The sequence below is a fragment of the Verrucomicrobiia bacterium genome (genome assembly GCA_019634625.1).
In the GTDB taxonomy this organism is placed as follows: domain Bacteria; phylum Verrucomicrobiota; class Verrucomicrobiia; order Limisphaerales; family CAIMTB01; genus CAIMTB01.
This window is the reverse complement of sequence record JAHCBA010000061.1, coordinates 14201-30847: the sequence shown is the minus strand read 5'-3', so window position 1 is coordinate 30847 and position 16647 is coordinate 14201. Positions and strand designations below refer to the sequence as shown.

Genomic DNA, 16647 nt, shown 5'->3' with positions numbered 1-16647 from the left:
GACACGCAATGGCGCCACGCGGGCGCGTCTGTGAGTTGGCGTAATGTGCAACGGAATCGGGGTCGGGGTCGCTATCGGAATCGGTATCGACAGGTGCAATAATGCTTCGCGCATCTTCGGAGTTCGTTCCGGTTCAATTCCGATCGAGACCCCGACCCCGACGCTCCCCTCGTCTTATCTCTCGACCGATCGCATCTCCGACACTATGGAGATAGGCCCGCACCACGCTTGTCTCGAACAACGAGGTTGCGTGGGAGAATGGGCATGGATCACAGTCCACGCATGAATCTGCTCCCGCTCCCCCAAGGCGGTGCCCTGCGCGGCCACCACGGCCAACCCACCGCAACCCGCCCGAACTCTGGTTGCGGCGCCAGCAAGTCCGCGGATCTGCTCCTCATAGGCCTGACGGTGTCGCTGCTATCTCTGACCGGCAGCTCCAAGGCTTCTGAGAATGCCGCCCTGCTCTATTACAACGCCGTCCTGGCTGGACCCGCACGGGAAGGCCGGGTAGATGCAACCGTGCGCGATGATATCCGTGCGGGCCGCAACTCAAGGGCAGTGGATACCTACATACAGCGGCAAGAGCCCATCTGGAACCTCCTGTTCCGAGCGACAGATCTCCCGGATTGCACATGGAATATATGGCCTGCGGATAGCCTGGCTTCTGACTGGCCGGCGCGGGCCGTAGTTCTGAGTGGATACACCGAACTCGTTTCCAGGCTGTGCAACCTGGCGCGATGGCATGCCAACCACTTGCGGGCGGAAGCGTCAGGAGAAGCGTTTGACCGCGCCTTGGCCATGTTGCCACACCGACCCATGTACTCGATGATCGGATTTGATGCCACGGGAGGGCAACTCGAGCGGATCTCCATGGAGCATGTTCAGGCAACCTTTCAATTGCTTAGCTCGACGGGGCAACACCAACTGGTGGAGGTTCTCAAACAACGGCAGCCATGGTTGGTGCGTTATGACGCAGACTACTACTCCCGCCTCGCAGATCACCTAAGGCAGTTGGCGACTGCCGACGCGGCCACCGGACCGGGATGGGCGATCCACGTGACAAACACGCTTTGGCGCGCACTGGAATGGATCCCGCCGTCGGTATCCAACGCCGATCCCGTCACCGCCCACAGTCAGTTGGCTGAAGATGTGGGACAGTTGGCGCAGGTTGCGGAGAAAATCCGGGACGCACTGACGCAGCGCCGGTTGGTCGATGCGCTCGGGAGGCTCTCAAGCCTGGCAAACCATCCACTGGCAAGACCTGAGGAACTGCCCGTGATGCTTCGCGCCGAGGGGATCAGCGCACCCCTACTTCAATCCATGGAAACGTCGGCGAGTTGGTTCGTGACTTACCTGGGGATGCGGGAACTGCTCGGGATGGATCCTTTGGTGGCAATACATCTTCCTTCTGCCGGCAACGGAAGCGTGAGGACGTCCCGGGAGCCCGATCATCTTGAAGCGGTCGGGAAGTTCGATGACATGCGAGCTCCGGTAATTGTTCGGATTCCATGGCGGCAACCCTTCAATGAGTGACCATCCCGCCTCCTGACGCCTCGCCTGAAGGAATCGACCCCAGTTACAAAGCAGGCTTCCGCCCCCTGATTCGCGCGCCCTCCCCCCTCACAGCCCCTGTCCCTTCGGAAAAAACGCCTCAATCAGCTTCCCGACGGCCTGGTCACACCCCTTGAAGGCCAGATCCGCGCCGACATTCGTGGCCACGATCACCGCGCTGTTCCGTTCGGGCGCGATCCACACAACGACGTAGAACATCGTGTTCGATCCGTTGTGCATCAGCACCCGCCCCCCCGCCCAGCCCCGTTCGAGCACGACCCAGCCAAGCGCGTAATCATGCCCGGCCGGCGTGTGGAGCTTCTTGAACGTTGCCGCCTCAAGCAGGTTGGTTCCGCCCCGCGCACCTGCCAGGTGGAGGGCCACATACTTCGCAAGATCCCCCAGCGAACAATGGACCGTTCCCGCCGGACCAATGGCCGGCGGATTGTCCGCACGCGGCCCCGGCGGCACGGCGCGAAGCCCGGAGAACATGGGTTTCGAATGCCCCCACGGTTGATCCACCTCGCCCGGCGTGGCCGGAGCGCCGAAGCCTGCCGTCGTCATTCCCAGCGGTTCGAACAGCAGGCCCCGCATCAGCGCCTCCCACGGTTGACCGCCGGCCCGCTCCAGCATCACCCCCGCAACCGCGTAGCCCTGGTTTGAATACACGGACCGGCTGCCAGGCTTCACTTCCGGTTCACCCGCCAGGAGGCCCCGCACAAACTCCAATCGCTGTTCGTCCGGCGTGCCCCTGCCTTCCCAGGCCCGGATCCAGAGCGTAGTCGGCGGACGCGCCGGCATGCCGCCCCGATTCGACAGGAGCTGTTCCAAGGTCACCCCGCGGTAGTCCGCATGCATGGTTTCCTCCAGCTCCGGAAACAACTCCCCGATGGTTGTCGTCCATGCGATCTTCCCCTCCTCCACCAGCCTCGCCGCCAGGGTCGCCGTCATCGACTTCGTCACGGAACCGATGTGAAACCGGTCCTCCGCCGTCACGCGCTCCGGGCCGCCCAGCCGGCGAAATCCCACGGCATTCGTGAACACAGTCCTCCCGTCCACGATCACCGCCGCCGCCAGCGCGGGAAACGGATGCTCCACCCGGACCGCCTCCAGCATCTGCAGAATCGGGTCCTCGTAGGGACCGCTCGACGGAATCTCGGCGCTCCTGCCGAGCAGGAACCCGATCGAACCCAGGATCAGCAGAACGGAAACAACCACAATCGACTTGAACATAATGCAATCGCCCCGATCGATCCCGCGCGCCGTCCTTCCCTCTGATTCGCCGGACACAGTCTTAGTCCGGACCACTCCACCCCCGATCCGCGGTTCCGCGAGGCGAAACGCAGACTTCAGACCACGCCGGGCCTGTCAAGCCACGCATCGGCAAGCAGAAATGCAAATGCACCACTCCGGAGGGACGAGCTCCGCGAGTCCTCATCCCATCGCTCCACTCCCCTGCGGCCTCGTGAAACTCGGCCCTCCGATCCCACCCCTCCGTTTCACTCCGGAGGGACGAGCTCCGCGAGTCCTGATTTGCCCGACATGATCAAGCCAGCGCGCCCGACCTCGCTGCATGGCTATGGCTTGGGACTTGTTCGAGGCATCGGTCAAGCGCACGCTCCGGAAATGGGATCCGGAGCCATTGATCGCCCCGCCCGTCTCCCGGAGGGCACGACATCCGCCATCGCCGCAGCAACGCGCCGGGTGTGGACCGAAGCCGAACTCCAGGCACTGCCCAGCGATAGCTACGACTACGAACTCGTCGATGGCACACTGGTCATGAGCCCCAAAAACAGCTTCCTCCACGGCGATCTATGCTCACGCCTCTCGGCTGCGCTGGTCACCTTCAACGAGGCCCATCAACTCGGGGTCGTCCTCGACTCCAGCACGGGGTTCTGGATGCGCAATCGAAACTGCCGCGCCCCTGACATCTCCTTTGTCACCCGAAGCCGCATGAAAAGCCTCGGTTTCTCAAGGAAGGAAACCCGCTTCTTTCCCGGCGGACCAGACCTGGCGGTCGAAGTCCTGGCCCCCTCCAACACCCGCTCCGAACTGGATGCACGATTGCGGGATTTTTTCGACAGCGGCACCCGTCTGGCCTGGGTCATTCATCCCATGGAACAGTTCGTCGAGATCTGCCGGTCGCCGATCGACCGCCAGATCGTTGGCGCCGGTGCATTTCTCGACGGAGGCGAAGTGCTTCCGGGATTCCAGTTTCCGGTCGCCAATCTCTTCCACGTTCCGGACTGGGACTAAATTGGCCCCCTGAACTCGCCCCTCCGATCCCACCCCTCCGATCCCACCCCTCCGATCCCACCCCTCCGTTTCACTCCGGAGGGACGAACTCCGCGAGTCCCCATCCCATCGCACCCCTCGATCCCGCGGTTCACTCCCCGGGCCGGCCCGTGCATGGTCACCCCATGCAACGAGCCCTCGCCTTCGCTCTCGTCCTCTTCCAGACACCATTCCCCACGCCGGCCTCCGACTGGCCCCAATTCCTCGGCCCCCACCGCAACGGTCACAGCCCGCACCCGATCTCCATCGACTGGCCCGACGGTCAACCCGTCACCGTCTGGTCCCGCAACGTCGGCGCCGGCTTCAGCGGCCCCGTCGTCGCCGGCGATCGCCTGATCCTCCATCACCGCCAGGGTTCCGAGGAAATCGTCGAATGCCTCGACGCCGCCCGCGGAGGCGACCCCCTCTGGCGCCATGCGCAACCCACCCGCTACCGGGACAGCTTCGGCTTCGATGAAGGGCCCCGCGCCACGCCCGCCGTCTCCAACAACCGGGTCTTCGCCTTCGGCGCCGACGGCACTCTCTCCGCCCTCGATCTCACTACCGGCCGCCTCCTCTGGTCCGTTGCCACCCAGGACCGGTTCGGCGCGGACAAGGGCTTCTTCGGATTCGCCTGCTCGCCCCTCATCGCCGGCGAATCCCTGATCCTCCAGGTGGGCGGACCGGATGCGGGCGTGGTCGCCTTCGATCCGGAGACCGGCGCGGTTCGTTGGACCGCCACCGATCACGCCGCCGGCTACGCCTCGCCCGTGGCAGCCGCCTTCGACAACCGACCCCACGCGGTCTGCTTCACCCGCGAGGGACTCGTCGTCCTGGATGCCGCCACCGGCCACCTGCGCACCTCTCATCCCTGGCGATCCCGCCAGTCCGCTTCCGTCAACGCCGCCACCCCGCTCCTCCTCGGCCACCGCGCCTTCCTCTCCGCCAGCTACCAGACCGGCGCCATCCTCCTCGACCTGCACCAACCCCAACCCACTGTCGTCTGGTCCGGTGACGACAACCTCTCCTGCCACTACGCCTCGGTGGTCCATCGGAACGGCTTCCTCTACGGCTTTCACGGCCGTCAGGAACACGGACCCAGCCTCCGCTGCATCGAGGCCGGCACCGGACGTGTCCGCTGGTCGCAGGACGGTCTGGGTTCGGGATCGATCCTCCTCGCCGCCGACCGGCTTCTCATCCTCACCGAACGCGGCGAATGCCTGGTTGCCGAAGCCTCCCCCGACCGCTTCCGCACCCTGGCCCGCGCCCAGATTCTCGGGGCCGGCACCCGCGCCTTCCCGGCCCTCGCCCACGGCCGCCTCCACGCCCGCGACACCCGCCGCCTCGTCTCTCTCAACCTCACCCCGAACCGCTGATCGATGACCCTCCAGGTCGGCACCAGGGTCACATCTCTGATTTTGACAAAGACGCTTGGAGGGCGGCTTGGCTTCCTCCAATTGTCAAAATCAGAGACCTGACCCCGGCGACCCACAATTCAAGCCCCTTCGAGTTCCCGCACCAGCCGTTCCACAAACCGCTTCCGCTCGCTCCCGTCCTCGCCCGCCAGTCCCAACGCGAACCGCCGCACCCCCTGCGCCGCCGCCCCGTACCCGACGCCCCCGGCCTCCCGCACCGCCTCCCCAAGTCGATACCCCAGACGTCGGGTCGCCACATACAACACTCCGTCCCGCAGCCACTCCCCATACTTGTCCGCGGCTTCCTTCCACTTCCGTCCGCGGATCCGCTCGGCCGCGGCCAGGATGTCGGCCCACGGCACCCTCGGTGCGTCGGCCACGGCTCCCGTGCCGGACCGCCCCCCCGTGTTCCCAGCCGCCTCCCCCAGGACTGCCGACGCATACTCCTCGCTTCCCAGCACCACCCCGCCAATGACCCGGTCCCAGGGTCGATCGAGGCCGCCCTGCCGCACGGGTCCCTCGGTGTAGTCCCTCAACGCCCGCGCCCGCTCCTTGCGGGTCCGCCCTCCGCAGGCGGCCCCCACCCCCTCCGTGGTCAGCCAGCCCGGCGCGGGCTCCGCCCCACCGTACGCCCGCCACGAACTCCACGGATAAGCCTCCAGCTCCCGCAATCGCCGGGCCACCAGCTCCCGCCCCGGATCCTCCACACCCCCCACCTTCGCGCGCCGCCGATCCGCCTTTCCCAGTCCCAACCCCTCCGTCCGCACCGGGTTCAAATGCACATACCGGGCCACCTCCGACACCCCGGCGACATCCTCGATCAACACCGACTTGAACCGCCCCTGGAAGACATGGCCACGGACCCCGTTGGCCCAGTTGAACATCGCACTGTACGTCACCTGGAGCCATCGGATCGCCTCGCTCAGATTGGCATCCCGCGTCCGCAACAGCAGATGATAGTGATTGTCCATCAGCACGTACGCATGGACCTCCACCCGGTACCGCGGCGGCAACTCCGACAGCCGCCCCAAAAACCGCCTGCGGTCGTCGTCGGTCCGGAAAATCGCCTCCCGCCGGTTCCCGCGGTTCGCCACATGGTACCACCCACCGGCCACCAACACGCGCAACTTGCGAGCCATGACCGCCACCGTCGCCGCCGGCCTTCCGAATTGTCAATAGTAGTGATCTGACCCCATGGCCCGGGGTTCAGCCCGCCGCCGCCAGGGCGCGCCGCTGCGAACGCACCCTCAACTCCTCGAGGGCGGCCACAATCCAGCCACGTTCCATGGCGTTCACCTCGACGCCCCGGCCGATCTCCCGCAGCAACGTGATCGTCAACCGGCCCCCCAGGTGCTGCCGGAACTCCTCCAACCCCTGAAGCAACACCAGGGAGTGCGCCGAGTCCGCGTAGTGCAGTTCGTTGGCGTACAGCTCGAATCCCAGCCCCTCCAGCACCCGCAACACCCGCTCCGCCTCGGCCGCGTCCAGCAGCCCCGCATTCCTCGAATACAGCACGTCCAGCGCCATCCCGATCGCCACCGCCTCCCCATGGCGGATCCGGTAATCGGACAGCGGCTCGAGCTTGTGCGCCGCCCAATGCCCGAAGTCGAGCGGGCGCGCCGACCCGTACTCGAACGGGTCTCCACCCCCCGCGATATGGTCGAGATGCAGCTCCGCCGACCGCACGATCACCGGCCGCATCGCCGCCGGTTCAAAGGCCGCCAGGGCCTTCACCCCGGACTCGATCTCCCGGAAGAACGCCGCGTCCCGGATGCACGCCACCTTGACCGCCTCGGACAGCCCGGCCCTGCGGTCCCTCGGCGGCAACGCCTCGATGAACTCGAAATCGTTCACCACCGCGTCGGGAGGACAGAACGTCCCGATAAAGTTCTTCTTCCCGAAGGCATTGATCCCGTTCTTCACGCCCACCGCCGAATCCGCCTGCGCCAGGGTCGTGGTGGGCACCCGCACCAACCGAACGCCCCGATGCGCCGTCGCCGCGGCCAGACCCACCATGTCCAGCAGCGCCCCGCCTCCGATCGCCATCACGTAGTTGTGACGGTCGATGCCGTTCCGGTCGATCCGCTCGTGCACCTCCGAGACATGGAAGTAGGCGTTCTTGATTCGTTCGCCGCCCGCCATCCGGATGGGAGGCGCCACCAGCTCGATCGAATCCTCATTCGAGGCAAACCACGCTTCGATGGCGGCCGGCAGTCCCGGCCGCGCCATGGCCAGTCCGTCATCCAACACCACCAGCACCCGTGCCCGTCCCGTCCCAGGCTCCTGGGCCAACACCTCGCGCAGCACCGTGCTGCCGGACGCGAACAGGCCCTGCGTGAAGATCACACGATGCCGAAATGCCACTCGTATCTCGCGCTCGATCTGGAGAATCACCGCCCAACTCTGGGATTGGATCGCACCTTGGACCAGCGCATAAATCCGACCAGGCTGACCCCCGGCCCACGGCCACTCATGCAAGCCCTGCAACCGCCCGACCACCATCACCTGGCCGCCGCGGAAGGCTGGTTCGAACTGGGCAACGACTTCGAAGCCGCGGCCGAATGGGACCGCCTCTCGTCCACAGCCCGCCAGCATCCCGCCGCCCTCGAACTGCGCTGGCACATCGCCGCCCGACGCCAGGACTGGGAACACGCCCTCGCCCTTGCCGGGGAACTGGTCGCCCGTGCCCCGGGCCTGCCGGTCGGCTGGCTCCATCGCGCCTATGCCTTCCGGCGAACCCCGCAGGGCGGACTGCAGGCCGCCTGGGATGCCCTCCTCCCCGCCGCCCAGCACTTTCCCGAAGAACGCCTCATCGCCTACAACCTCGCCTGCTACGCCGCCTGCCTCGGCCGGCTCGATGACGCCTGGGAATGGTTCCTCCGTGCCTCCCAGATCGCCGGAGACGCCCGAACCCTCCGCCAACTGGCCCTCAAGGATCCCGACCTCGAACCCCTCTGGCCCCGCATCCGCGGCCTGCGCTGACCCGCAACCCGGCCCGGAAACCCATTCCCCATTCCCTATTCGCGATTCGCCTCCGTTCCCCGTCGCAGGCACCCTGCGGCCCCATGGCCTTCCACTGGATCGATGCGACCGCCTTCGTGGCGTTCGTCGTGGCCGTCATCGCCATTTCCCTCTTCGCGTCCCGGGAACAACGCACGGCCGAAGGGTACTTCCTCGCCGGACGCGGCCTGGGCTGGGGCCTGATCGGCTTCTCGCTCCTGGCCTCGAACATCTCCACCGAACACTTCGTGGGCATGGCCGGTGCGGGCTATGGCGCCGCCGGCCTGGCCATCGCCGCCTGGGAATACGCCGCGGCCATCGCCCTCGTCGCCGTCGCGATCTGGCTGCTGCCGGTCTTCCTCCGGCTCGGGATCTTCACCATGCCGGAGTTCCTCGAACATCGATACGGTCCGGCCGCCCGGTCGCTGATGACGTTCTACCTGATGACCGCGTACATCGGGGTGCTGCTGGCCTCCATTCTCTACTCGGGAGCCCTGGCGTTGCAGACCCTGTTCGGCGTCCCGCTGGTGGCGGGCATCTGGGCCATCGGCGGAGTCGCAGGGCTCTACACGGTGTACGGCGGTCTCAAGGCGGTGGTGTGGTCGGATCTCCTCCAGGGCGCCACCCTGCTGGCCGGTGGAGCCATGGTCTTCTTCCTCGGCCTTTCCCGGGTGGGCGGATGGACGTCCTTCGTCGAGGCCAACCGCGAACGTCTGCACCTGATTCAGCCCGCCGACCATCCCACCATGCCGTGGACGGTTCTGCTGCTGGGGATCTGGATCCCCAGCTTCTACTACTGGGGCTGCAATCAGTTCATCACCCAGCGAACCCTGGCCGCCCGCAGCCTCGCCGAAGGTCAGCGCGGCATCCTCTTCGCCGCCGCACTCAAGCTCCTCATCCCGATCCTGGTGGTGCTCCCCGGGATCATGGCCTACCAGCTCTTCCGCGACCGCATCGTCCACGGCGACCAGGCCTACGCCGTGCTCATCGCCGAGATCGTCCCGTTGGGCCTGCGTGGCATCCTCCTCGCCGCGCTGTTCGGCGCCATCCTCAGCAGCCTCGATTCGCTCCTCAATTCCTCCGCCACCCTCTACACCATGGACGTCCATCGCCGGTTCGTCCGGCCTGACGCCACCACCGCCCAACTGGTCCGGACCGGCCGCTGGGCCACCTCGGTGTTCGTCCTTCTCGGTTGCCTGGTGGCCCCCCTGCCCGGGAAGTTCGAAGGGGTCTTCTTCTACATGAAGATGGTCATGGGCTTCATCTCGCCCGGCATCGTCACCGTCTTCCTCGGCGGACTCCTCCTCCGTCGCGCCCCCCTCCGGGCCGCCATCGCCGTAATGCTCCTCGGCATCCCTCTGTACGGCGCCATGCTAGCCCTTCTGCCGGGCTGGGCCTTCCTCAATCAAATGGCTCTCACCTTCCTCATCCTTGCCTCCGTCATGGGCCTCATGACCGCCTGGCGGCCCCTGCCCGAACCCGCCCATCTCCCCGTCCTGTGCCACAGCATCGACCTGACCCCGTGGCGCCACACCCGCTGGCTGGGCGCACTCGTCGTCGTCGTCGTGGTCGCCATCTATGTCGCCTTCCGATAATCTCAATCCCTCCAGCTCCGAAAATGCACTCCACCCCTTTCTGCAGGCGCCCACGCATGGAGGCGACCCCCCCCCTGCACCACTCCCCTGAACGCCTCCTCACGACGCCGTCTGCCATTTTCATCCTGCGCGATTCTCCCCCATGAAGACTTGCATGACGACACCCTGCCCGACCCCGATCCTGCCGCCGAATGGCACCCTCGTTCGACCGCCCCCCGGTTCAGGGCTCGGTTACTGGGCGGGTGCCCCTGGGGTCTTTCGGGATGATCGGGACGGCACCCTCTATCTCACCTACAGGCTGCGACGTCCGCGCGGCGTGTCGCCCGATCGCGGCGGCGAGGCCCGCATCGCCCGATCGACGGACGGGATCCACTTCGAGGATGTCTGGTCGGTGCGGAAGGAGGCCTATTCGACCGCCTCGATCGAACGCAGTGGCCTGGCCCGCGACCGGAGCGGGCGCTGGCACTACCTGACCAGCTACGTCGATCCGACCGACGGACGCTGGTGCGTGGCCCGGCTGGTCGCCGACGCCCCTGACCGCTTCGACCCGGCCACCGTCGAACGCGTCCTATCCGCCCCCGCGTTGGGTCTCGAGGGGATCAAGGATCCCTGGATCCTCCAACATGAGGGGCGCCACCACCTCTTCGTCAGCGTGGCCCTCCCCACCCCCCGGACCGGCGAGGCGTCCCACGCCACCCACGACATCTACAACACGGGCGAGTGCCTCTCGGCCACCGGCCTCGCCGTATCCGGAGATCTTCGGGACTGGACCTGGGTCGGGGTGGTGTTCGCGCCCGAGGGCGAAGGGTGGGACGCCTATTGTCGCCGCATCAACACCGTGTGGCCCGTCGAGGGGGGATTCCTCGCCTGCTACGACGGCAGCGCCAGCCACCGGGAAAACTACGAGGAAAAGACCGGCCTCGCCTTCTCGACGGATCTGCGGGTCTGGAAGACGCTCCACCCGGACGCCCCCTGCTGGACCAGTCCGGCCGGCTCGGGCTCACTCCGTTACGCCGACCGCGTGGCTGCGAACGGCCGCACCGCGTGGTACTACGAAATCGCCCGGGAAGACGGCGCCCACGAACTGCGGGTGGCCATCGGAACCTGAGAGTCTCCGTTCTGTGGGTCGAGGCCAGCGCGCCCGACCTTGCCTCATGGCTACGGCTAAGCCGCAGGCCCGTCCGGCGGTGCCTCGGCAAGCGGCAGTTCCGGCGTCTCGTCCCCCTCTTCTGCGACCACCCGGGCAATGGCCTGGAGCCGGTCGGTCGTCTCGAGGTTGATCAGCTTCACACCCATCGTGTTGCGGCCCGTCTCCCGGATGTCGCCAACCTTGATCCGCACCATCTGGCCTCCCGCGGTGATGAGCATGATGTCGTCCTGCTCAAGCACCGAGAGGGCCCCTACGACGCGGCCCGTCTTCCCGGTGGTCTTCATGGTGATGATCCCCTTGCCGCCCCGCCCCTGGACCCGGTACTCGTCGAAGGCGGTCCGCTTGCCCACGCCGTTTTCGCCCGCCACCAGCAGCTTCGACTGGGAGTTCACAATGGCCAGCGCCACCACGGCATCCTCGCCATCCAGCGCGATCCCCTTCACGCCGGCGGCCGGGCGGCCCATGGACCGCACCTGTTCCTCCGGAAACCGGATGCTCATGCCCTCGCTGGTGATCAACACCACCTCGTCGGTGCCGGTGGTGAGGAGCACCTCGATCAGGCGGTCCCCGTCCTCGATCCCGATGGCGATGATCCCGCCCTTGCGAACGTTGGCGAACTCCTCGAGCGCGGTCTTCTTCACCGTCCCGCGCCGGGTGGCGAAGAACACGTGGCCGGGCTGTTTCCACGTAAGATCCTCCTTGGCCGGGCCCACCACCGACGGAATCCGGATCAGCGCGGCAATCTTCTCGTCCGGACGCAGTTCGAGGAGGTTGGCAATGCTGCGACCCTTCGAGGCCCGGCCCATGTCGGGGATCTCGTGGACCCGCTCGACATACACCCGCCCGGTGTTCGTGAAGAACATCAGGTAATCATGGGTCCCCGCGGTGAAGAGGTGCTCGATGAAGTCCGCCGCATCGCCCTCGACCACGGAATTCTCCCGGGTGGCCATGCCGATCACCCCCTTGCCGCCGCGACGCTGGGCGCGGTAGGAGCTGACGTTGGTCCGCTTGATGAGGCCGTTGTGGGTGATGGTGATGATGACCGCCTCGTTGGCGATGAGGTCCTCGATCAGCATCTCGCCCTCGTCGGGAACGATGTCCGTCAGGCGCGGGGTGGCGTGCTTGGCGCGGATGGCCTGGAGTTCCTCCTTGATGATGGCCAGCACGCGGGCCTCGCGGGCCAGGATGTCGAGAAGGTCGCGAATCCGGGCCAGCAGCTCGTCGTAGTCGCCCTTCACCCGGTCGCGTTCGAGCGCGGTGAGCTGGTAGAGCCGGAGTTCGAGGATGGCGTCGGCCTGCGCCTCGGTGAAGGCGTAGCGCCCGTCCACAATACGGGCCTCGCTGCGGATCAGGATGCCGAGACGCTCGACCGTGGCCCGGGAGAACTCGTAGGCCAGCAGCTTGATCCGCGCCTCGTCGCGGTTTGAGGAGGAACGGATGATGCGGATGAAATCGTCCAGGTGCGCCAGGGCGAGCAGGTAGGCCTCGAGCTTCTCCGCCAGCCGCTCCGCCTCGCGCAGCTCGAAGCGAGTCCGCCGCAGCACCACTTCCCGGCGGTGCTCGATGTAGCAGTTGAGGATCTCCTTGAGATTCAGGGTCTTGGGCCGGCCCCCGTCGATGGCGAGGAGATGGACGCTGAAGCTCGTCTCGAGCTGGGTGAGGCGGTAAAGGTTGTTGATCACCACCTTGGGAACCGCGTCCCGCTTCAACTCGATCACCAGCCGGGTCCGCTCGTCCGACTCGTTCCGCATCCCGCTGATGTCGGTCAGCGTCTTCTCGTTCACCAGCTCGGCAATGCGCTTTTCAAGCTCGGCCGGGTTCACCAGATACGGCACGTCGGTGATGACCAGCTGCGTCCGCCCCCCCTTGAGATCCTCGACGCCCACCTTGCCGCGCAGCTTGAGGCTGCCCCGCCCGGTCCGGAAATAGTTGCGGATCCCCTCGAGGCCGCAGACGGCGCAGTTCTGGGGAAAGTCCGGCCCCTGGATGTGCCGGCTCAATTCGTCGATGCCGATGTCCGGGTTGTCGATCAGGGCGCAGACGCCGTCGATCACCTCCCCGAGGTTGTGCGGCGGAATGTTGGTGGCCATGCCCACCGCGATGCCGGTGCCGCCGTTCACCAGCAGGTTCGGAATCGCCGCCGGAAACACCGTGGGCTCCGTCCGTGTCTCGTCGTAATTGGGGACGAAATCGACGGTGTCCTTGTCCATGTCCACCATCATCACCGCCCCCAGCGGGGCCAGACGCGCCTCGGTGTACCGCATGGAGGCCGGAGGATCGCCCTCGACCGAGCCGAAGTTGCCCTGGCCATCCACCAGCCTCTCCCGCATGGACCACCGCTGCGCCATGTGGACCAGCGTGGGATAGATCGCCTGGTCGCCGTGCGGGTGGTAATTGCCCATCGTCTCGCCGACGATCTTCGCGCACTTGAGATGCTTCCGGTTCGGCTGCACCCCCAGCTCGTTCATCGCGTACAGAATCCGGCGCTGCGACGGCTTCAGACCGTCCCGCACGTCCGGCAACGCACGCGACACGATCACCGACATCGAGTAGTCGAGGAACGAGTTCTTGATCTCGTCCGCGACGTTGATCCGGTTGATCTTTTCGCCCGCGGCGAAAAGGGAAGGAGTTGTGCCAGGGGGCGGCGGCGGTTCAGGGGGCGTGGATTCGGGCATGGTGGTGAAACGAAATCGGGCCGGGCCTCAGGACGGCGGATAAAGATCGAGGCCAAGATGTACCGCGGCCTCCCGCAATCGTCGGTCGGTCGTGCAGAAGGAACCCTCCATCGGGAACCCTCCATCACCCTGGATGCAAAGCTCGAGGTACATGCTCCTACCAGCCTCGGGCATCGCGATCCGCGCGGACGAGTTCCTCAGCGCCTGGCCCCCTCTCGCTGGCGGGCATTGAGGCGAGGTGCCCGGCCGCACCGCCAAAAAGCGGGCGCCTGGGTTTCATCGAATCGCTGACGAAGCCGACGAGCTTGACCTTGGGAACCCCGCTGCGGGTGATGACAATCTCCCGCTGCATCGCCGGGTCCCCGGGCTCCGCTGTCACATAGGAGGTATTGCGCCGATTCTTCATGGGTGAATGGGACCACACGTCGTCACCACGATCGAGATCCGCTTCACACGTCGAGGTTGCGCACGTTCAGGGCATTGTCCTCGATGAACTGCCGGCGCGGTTCGACCTCCTCCCCCATCAGCGTGGTGAACATCTGTTCCGCCTCGATGGCGTCGGTAAGATCCACCCGCAGCAGCTTCCGCTTCGCCGGATCCATCGTGGTCGAGAAAAGCTGCTGGGGGTTCATCTCGCCCAATCCCTTGAATCGCTTGATCTCCAGGCCGCGCTTCCCGACCTCCTTCACCGACTCGAGGATCTCGGCGATGGAAAAGAGCGCCCTCACCTTGGCGTTTTCACCCTCACCCTCGATCAGCTCATACAGCGGCTTGTCCTGGGCCGAGTAGTGCGCCACGTCGAGACCCCGCCGGGCCAGTTCGCGCAGAAGATCAGCCACCGGGCGCGCCTCGTGGATCTCGACGTGCCGCGCCCGCCGCACCGGGCCGGTGCGGTTTCGCTCGACCGGCGCCGGCTCGGCCTCCTCGCGCTCGAACAGCCCGAGATCCGGGTTCGCTTCCCCGAACTCCCGCAGCCGGTCCTCGTCCTTGAAGTAATGCACATCCTCCTCGTTCCCCGTCCGGACCCGCACCAGGTGTCTCGGCAGCTCGCTGCTCACAGGGTCCCGGTGCTCGATGAACTCCGCGAAGTCCCCGCCGTGCCGCCGGATGGCGTTGGCGAACTTGTCGAGGGATTCGAGCAGATCGAGAATGTCCGCCAACTGCTTCTCCGTCAGGATGCTCCCGTCGGCGAGATTCTTGAGCCGGACATCGTCCACCCCGAGCTGGATCAGGATGCGGTTCAATTGCAGGTCGTCATCGACGTACTCCTCCCGCCGCCGCCGGCTGATGAGGTAAAGCGGCGGCTGCGCAATGTACACGTACCCGCCTTTGATCAGGTCGGGCATCTGCCGGTAGAAAAAGGTCAGCAGCAGCGTCCGGATGTGGGAGCCGTCCACATCGGCGTCGGTCATGATGATGACCTTGTGGTAGCGGAGCCGCGCCAGGTTGAAGGCCCCCTCGCCATCGCCCACCCCGATGCCCGTCCCGATGGCGGTGATCATGGTCCGGATCTCCGCGTTCTGCAGCACCTTCTCCAGGCGCGCCTTCTCCACATTGATGAGCTTGCCGCGGATGGGAAGGATCGCCTGGAACCGGCGGTCGCGCCCCTGCTTGGCCGAGCCGCCGGCCGAATCGCCCTCGACGATGTACAGCTCGGTGTTCGCCGGATCGCGGTCCGAACAGTCCGCCAGTTTCCCCGGGAGTCCCCCGCCCGTGAGAGCCGTCTTGCGCACCGCCTCCCGCGCCTTCCGGGCCGCCTCCCGCGCCCGCGCCGCCGTGAGCGCCTTGTCCACCACCCGCTTGGCCACCGACGGATTGGCGTCGAAGTAGGTCATCAGCCCGTCGTACACGATCGACGACACCACCCCCTCAATCTCGGTGTTGACCAGCTTGACCTTGGTCTGCGACTCGAACCGCGGATTGGGAAGCTTCACGCTGAGGACGCATACCAGGCCCTCACGGACGTCATCCCCGGTGAGCGCGGGATCCTTGTCCTTGAGCAGCCCGTTGCTCTTGGCGTGCTGGTTGATCGCCCGCGTCAACGCCGTCCGGAATCCCGTCGCGTGCGTCCCGCCGTCCGGGTTCGGAATCGAATTGGCAAAGCACAGGACCTGGTCGCTGTAGCTCCCGGTGTACTGAAGCACGCACTCCACCAGCACTTCGTCCCGGTTGCTGAACAGCACGATCGGTTTCGCATGAAGACTGTCCTTGTTCCGGGCGAGCTGCTTCACGAACTCGACGATCCCCTCCTTGTAGAAGAACCGCTCGGACTTGTTCTCCTCCCGCTCGTCGGTCAGGACGATCTCCACCCCGGGGTTCAGGAAGGACAGCTCGCGCAGCCGGTTGGCCAGCAGCTCGAACTTGAATTCCGTCGTCAGCGTGAAGATCTCCGCGTCCGGCTTGAAGGTGATCAGCGTGCCCGTGGACCGCGAATTGCCAATGACCGTCAGTTTGGCCGTCGTCTTCCCCTGCGCGAAGGCCATGTGGTACACCTTGCCGTCGCGCGACACCTCGACCTTGAACCATTCCGACAGGGCATTGACGCACTTCGCGCCCACCCCGTGAAGACCGCCGGAATACTTGTACGCCCCCTGACCAAACTTCCCCCCCGCGTGCAGGTTGGTCAGCACCAGTTCCACCGCCGGAATCCCCCACTTGGGATGGATGTCCACCGGAATCCCCCGCCCGTCATCCCGCACCGACGCCGAACCGTCCACATGCAGGGTGACGTCGATGCGCCCGCAATGCCCCGCCAGATGCTCGTCGATCGAGTTGTCCAGAACCTCGAACACGCAATGGTGCAACCCCCGCTCGTCCGGATCCCCGATGTACATCCCCGGGCGCTTCCGCACCGCCTCCAACCCCTCGAGCTTGTCGATCTTGGAGGAATCATACTGCCCCACGTCGGCGTGGGTGGACATCGCACTGGAAACGGGCAATTCGCTGTTGTCGGACATGGTGCCAGCCCTGCGTCGGCGCGGTCCCCG

The 16647-nt window shown here is 66.1% G+C and carries 12 protein-coding genes; 6 read left to right on the top strand and 6 right to left on the bottom strand.

Features of this window, described 5'->3' with window-relative positions:
- Positions 1 to 282: 282 nt before the first annotated feature.
- Positions 283 to 1533, top strand: coding sequence for a hypothetical protein (locus tag KF833_22700; GenBank protein MBX3748128.1), 1251 nt, complete (start codon positions 283 to 285; stop codon positions 1531 to 1533).
- 87 nt (positions 1534 to 1620) lie between these two features.
- Here the strand turns inward: KF833_22700 and KF833_22695 are convergent, their stop codons facing one another.
- Positions 1621 to 2784: a beta-lactamase family protein gene (locus tag KF833_22695; GenBank protein ID MBX3748127.1), complete on the bottom strand. Its 1164-nt coding sequence runs from the start codon at positions 2782 to 2784 to the stop codon at positions 1621 to 1623.
- A gap of 393 nt (positions 2785 to 3177) precedes the next feature.
- Between KF833_22695 and KF833_22690 the strand changes: the two genes are divergently transcribed.
- Both KF833_22690 and KF833_22685 read left to right on the top strand, forming a co-directional pair.
- On the top strand, positions 3178 to 3807 hold the full coding sequence (locus tag KF833_22690; protein ID MBX3748126.1) for a Uma2 family endonuclease: 630 nt from the start codon (positions 3178 to 3180) through the stop codon (positions 3805 to 3807).
- 164 nt (positions 3808 to 3971) lie between these two features.
- A complete protein-coding gene (locus KF833_22685) occupies positions 3972 to 5201 on the top strand; it encodes a PQQ-like beta-propeller repeat protein (GenBank protein MBX3748125.1) in 1230 nt (409 codons plus the stop codon).
- 119 nt (positions 5202 to 5320) lie between these two features.
- Here KF833_22685 and KF833_22680 read toward each other — a convergent pair whose 3' ends face one another.
- Both KF833_22680 and KF833_22675 read right to left on the bottom strand, forming a co-directional pair.
- The gene (locus KF833_22680) at positions 5321 to 6379 is read right to left on the bottom strand and encodes a transposase (GenBank protein MBX3748124.1); all 1059 of its coding nucleotides are present in this window, start codon (positions 6377 to 6379) and stop codon (positions 5321 to 5323) included.
- A gap of 67 nt (positions 6380 to 6446) precedes the next feature.
- Positions 6447 to 7742, bottom strand: coding sequence for a 3-dehydroquinate synthase (locus KF833_22675; GenBank protein MBX3748123.1), 1296 nt, complete (start codon positions 7740 to 7742; stop codon positions 6447 to 6449).
- On the opposite strand from KF833_22675, the gene KF833_22670 reads away from it, so the two are divergent.
- The 3 genes from KF833_22670 (at position 7713) to KF833_22660 (ending at position 10943) form a co-directional block, all read left to right on the top strand.
- Positions 7713 to 8222: a tetratricopeptide repeat protein gene (locus KF833_22670; protein ID MBX3748122.1), complete on the top strand. Its 510-nt coding sequence runs from the start codon at positions 7713 to 7715 to the stop codon at positions 8220 to 8222. The genes KF833_22675 and KF833_22670 overlap by 30 nt on opposite strands.
- 83 nt (positions 8223 to 8305) lie before the next feature.
- Positions 8306 to 9835, top strand: coding sequence for a solute:sodium symporter family transporter (locus KF833_22665; protein MBX3748121.1), 1530 nt, complete (start codon positions 8306 to 8308; stop codon positions 9833 to 9835).
- A gap of 154 nt (positions 9836 to 9989) precedes the next feature.
- Positions 9990 to 10943 (top strand): hypothetical protein, encoded by a 954-nt coding sequence (locus KF833_22660; protein ID MBX3748120.1) that lies wholly within the window; start codon positions 9990 to 9992, stop codon positions 10941 to 10943.
- 56 nt (positions 10944 to 10999) lie between these two features.
- On the opposite strand, the gene gyrA is transcribed toward KF833_22660, so the two are convergent.
- From gyrA to gyrB, 3 genes are all read right to left on the bottom strand, one after another.
- A complete protein-coding gene (gyrA, locus tag KF833_22655) occupies positions 11000 to 13660 on the bottom strand; it encodes a DNA gyrase subunit A (GenBank protein MBX3748119.1) in 2661 nt (886 codons plus the stop codon).
- A gap of 157 nt (positions 13661 to 13817) precedes the next feature.
- A complete protein-coding gene (locus KF833_22650) occupies positions 13818 to 14066 on the bottom strand; it encodes a hypothetical protein (GenBank protein MBX3748118.1) in 249 nt (82 codons plus the stop codon).
- A 43-nt stretch (positions 14067 to 14109) separates the two neighbouring features.
- Positions 14110 to 16617, bottom strand: a complete 2508-nt coding sequence (gene gyrB / locus KF833_22645) for a DNA topoisomerase (ATP-hydrolyzing) subunit B (GenBank protein MBX3748117.1) — start codon at positions 16615 to 16617, stop codon at positions 14110 to 14112.
- Positions 16618 to 16647: the final 30 nt, after the last annotated feature.

What these genes read in the sequence shown, in the direction of transcription:
- KF833_22700 (MBX3748128.1), top strand. Translation starts at nt 283, where the DNA reads ATGAATCTGCTCCCGCTCCCCCAAGGCGGTGCCCTGCGCGGCCACCAC.
- KF833_22695 (MBX3748127.1), bottom strand. Translation starts at nt 2,784, where the DNA reads ATGTTCAAGTCGATTGTGGTTGTTTCCGTTCTGCTGATCCTGGGTTCG.
- KF833_22690 (MBX3748126.1), top strand. Translation starts at nt 3,178, where the DNA reads ATGGGATCCGGAGCCATTGATCGCCCCGCCCGTCTCCCGGAGGGCACG.
- KF833_22685 (MBX3748125.1), top strand. Translation starts at nt 3,972, where the DNA reads ATGCAACGAGCCCTCGCCTTCGCTCTCGTCCTCTTCCAGACACCATTC.
- KF833_22680 (MBX3748124.1), bottom strand. Translation starts at nt 6,379, where the DNA reads ATGGCTCGCAAGTTGCGCGTGTTGGTGGCCGGTGGGTGGTACCATGTG.
- KF833_22670 (MBX3748122.1), top strand. Translation starts at nt 7,713, where the DNA reads ATGCAAGCCCTGCAACCGCCCGACCACCATCACCTGGCCGCCGCGGAA.
- KF833_22675 (MBX3748123.1), bottom strand. Translation starts at nt 7,742, where the DNA reads ATGGTGGTCGGGCGGTTGCAGGGCTTGCATGAGTGGCCGTGGGCCGGG.
- KF833_22665 (MBX3748121.1), top strand. Translation starts at nt 8,306, where the DNA reads ATGGCCTTCCACTGGATCGATGCGACCGCCTTCGTGGCGTTCGTCGTG.
- KF833_22660 (MBX3748120.1), top strand. Translation starts at nt 9,990, where the DNA reads ATGACGACACCCTGCCCGACCCCGATCCTGCCGCCGAATGGCACCCTC.
- gyrA (MBX3748119.1), bottom strand. Translation starts at nt 13,660, where the DNA reads ATGCCCGAATCCACGCCCCCTGAACCGCCGCCGCCCCCTGGCACAACT.
- KF833_22650 (MBX3748118.1), bottom strand. Translation starts at nt 14,066, where the DNA reads ATGAAGAATCGGCGCAATACCTCCTATGTGACAGCGGAGCCCGGGGAC.
- gyrB (MBX3748117.1), bottom strand. Translation starts at nt 16,617, where the DNA reads ATGTCCGACAACAGCGAATTGCCCGTTTCCAGTGCGATGTCCACCCAC.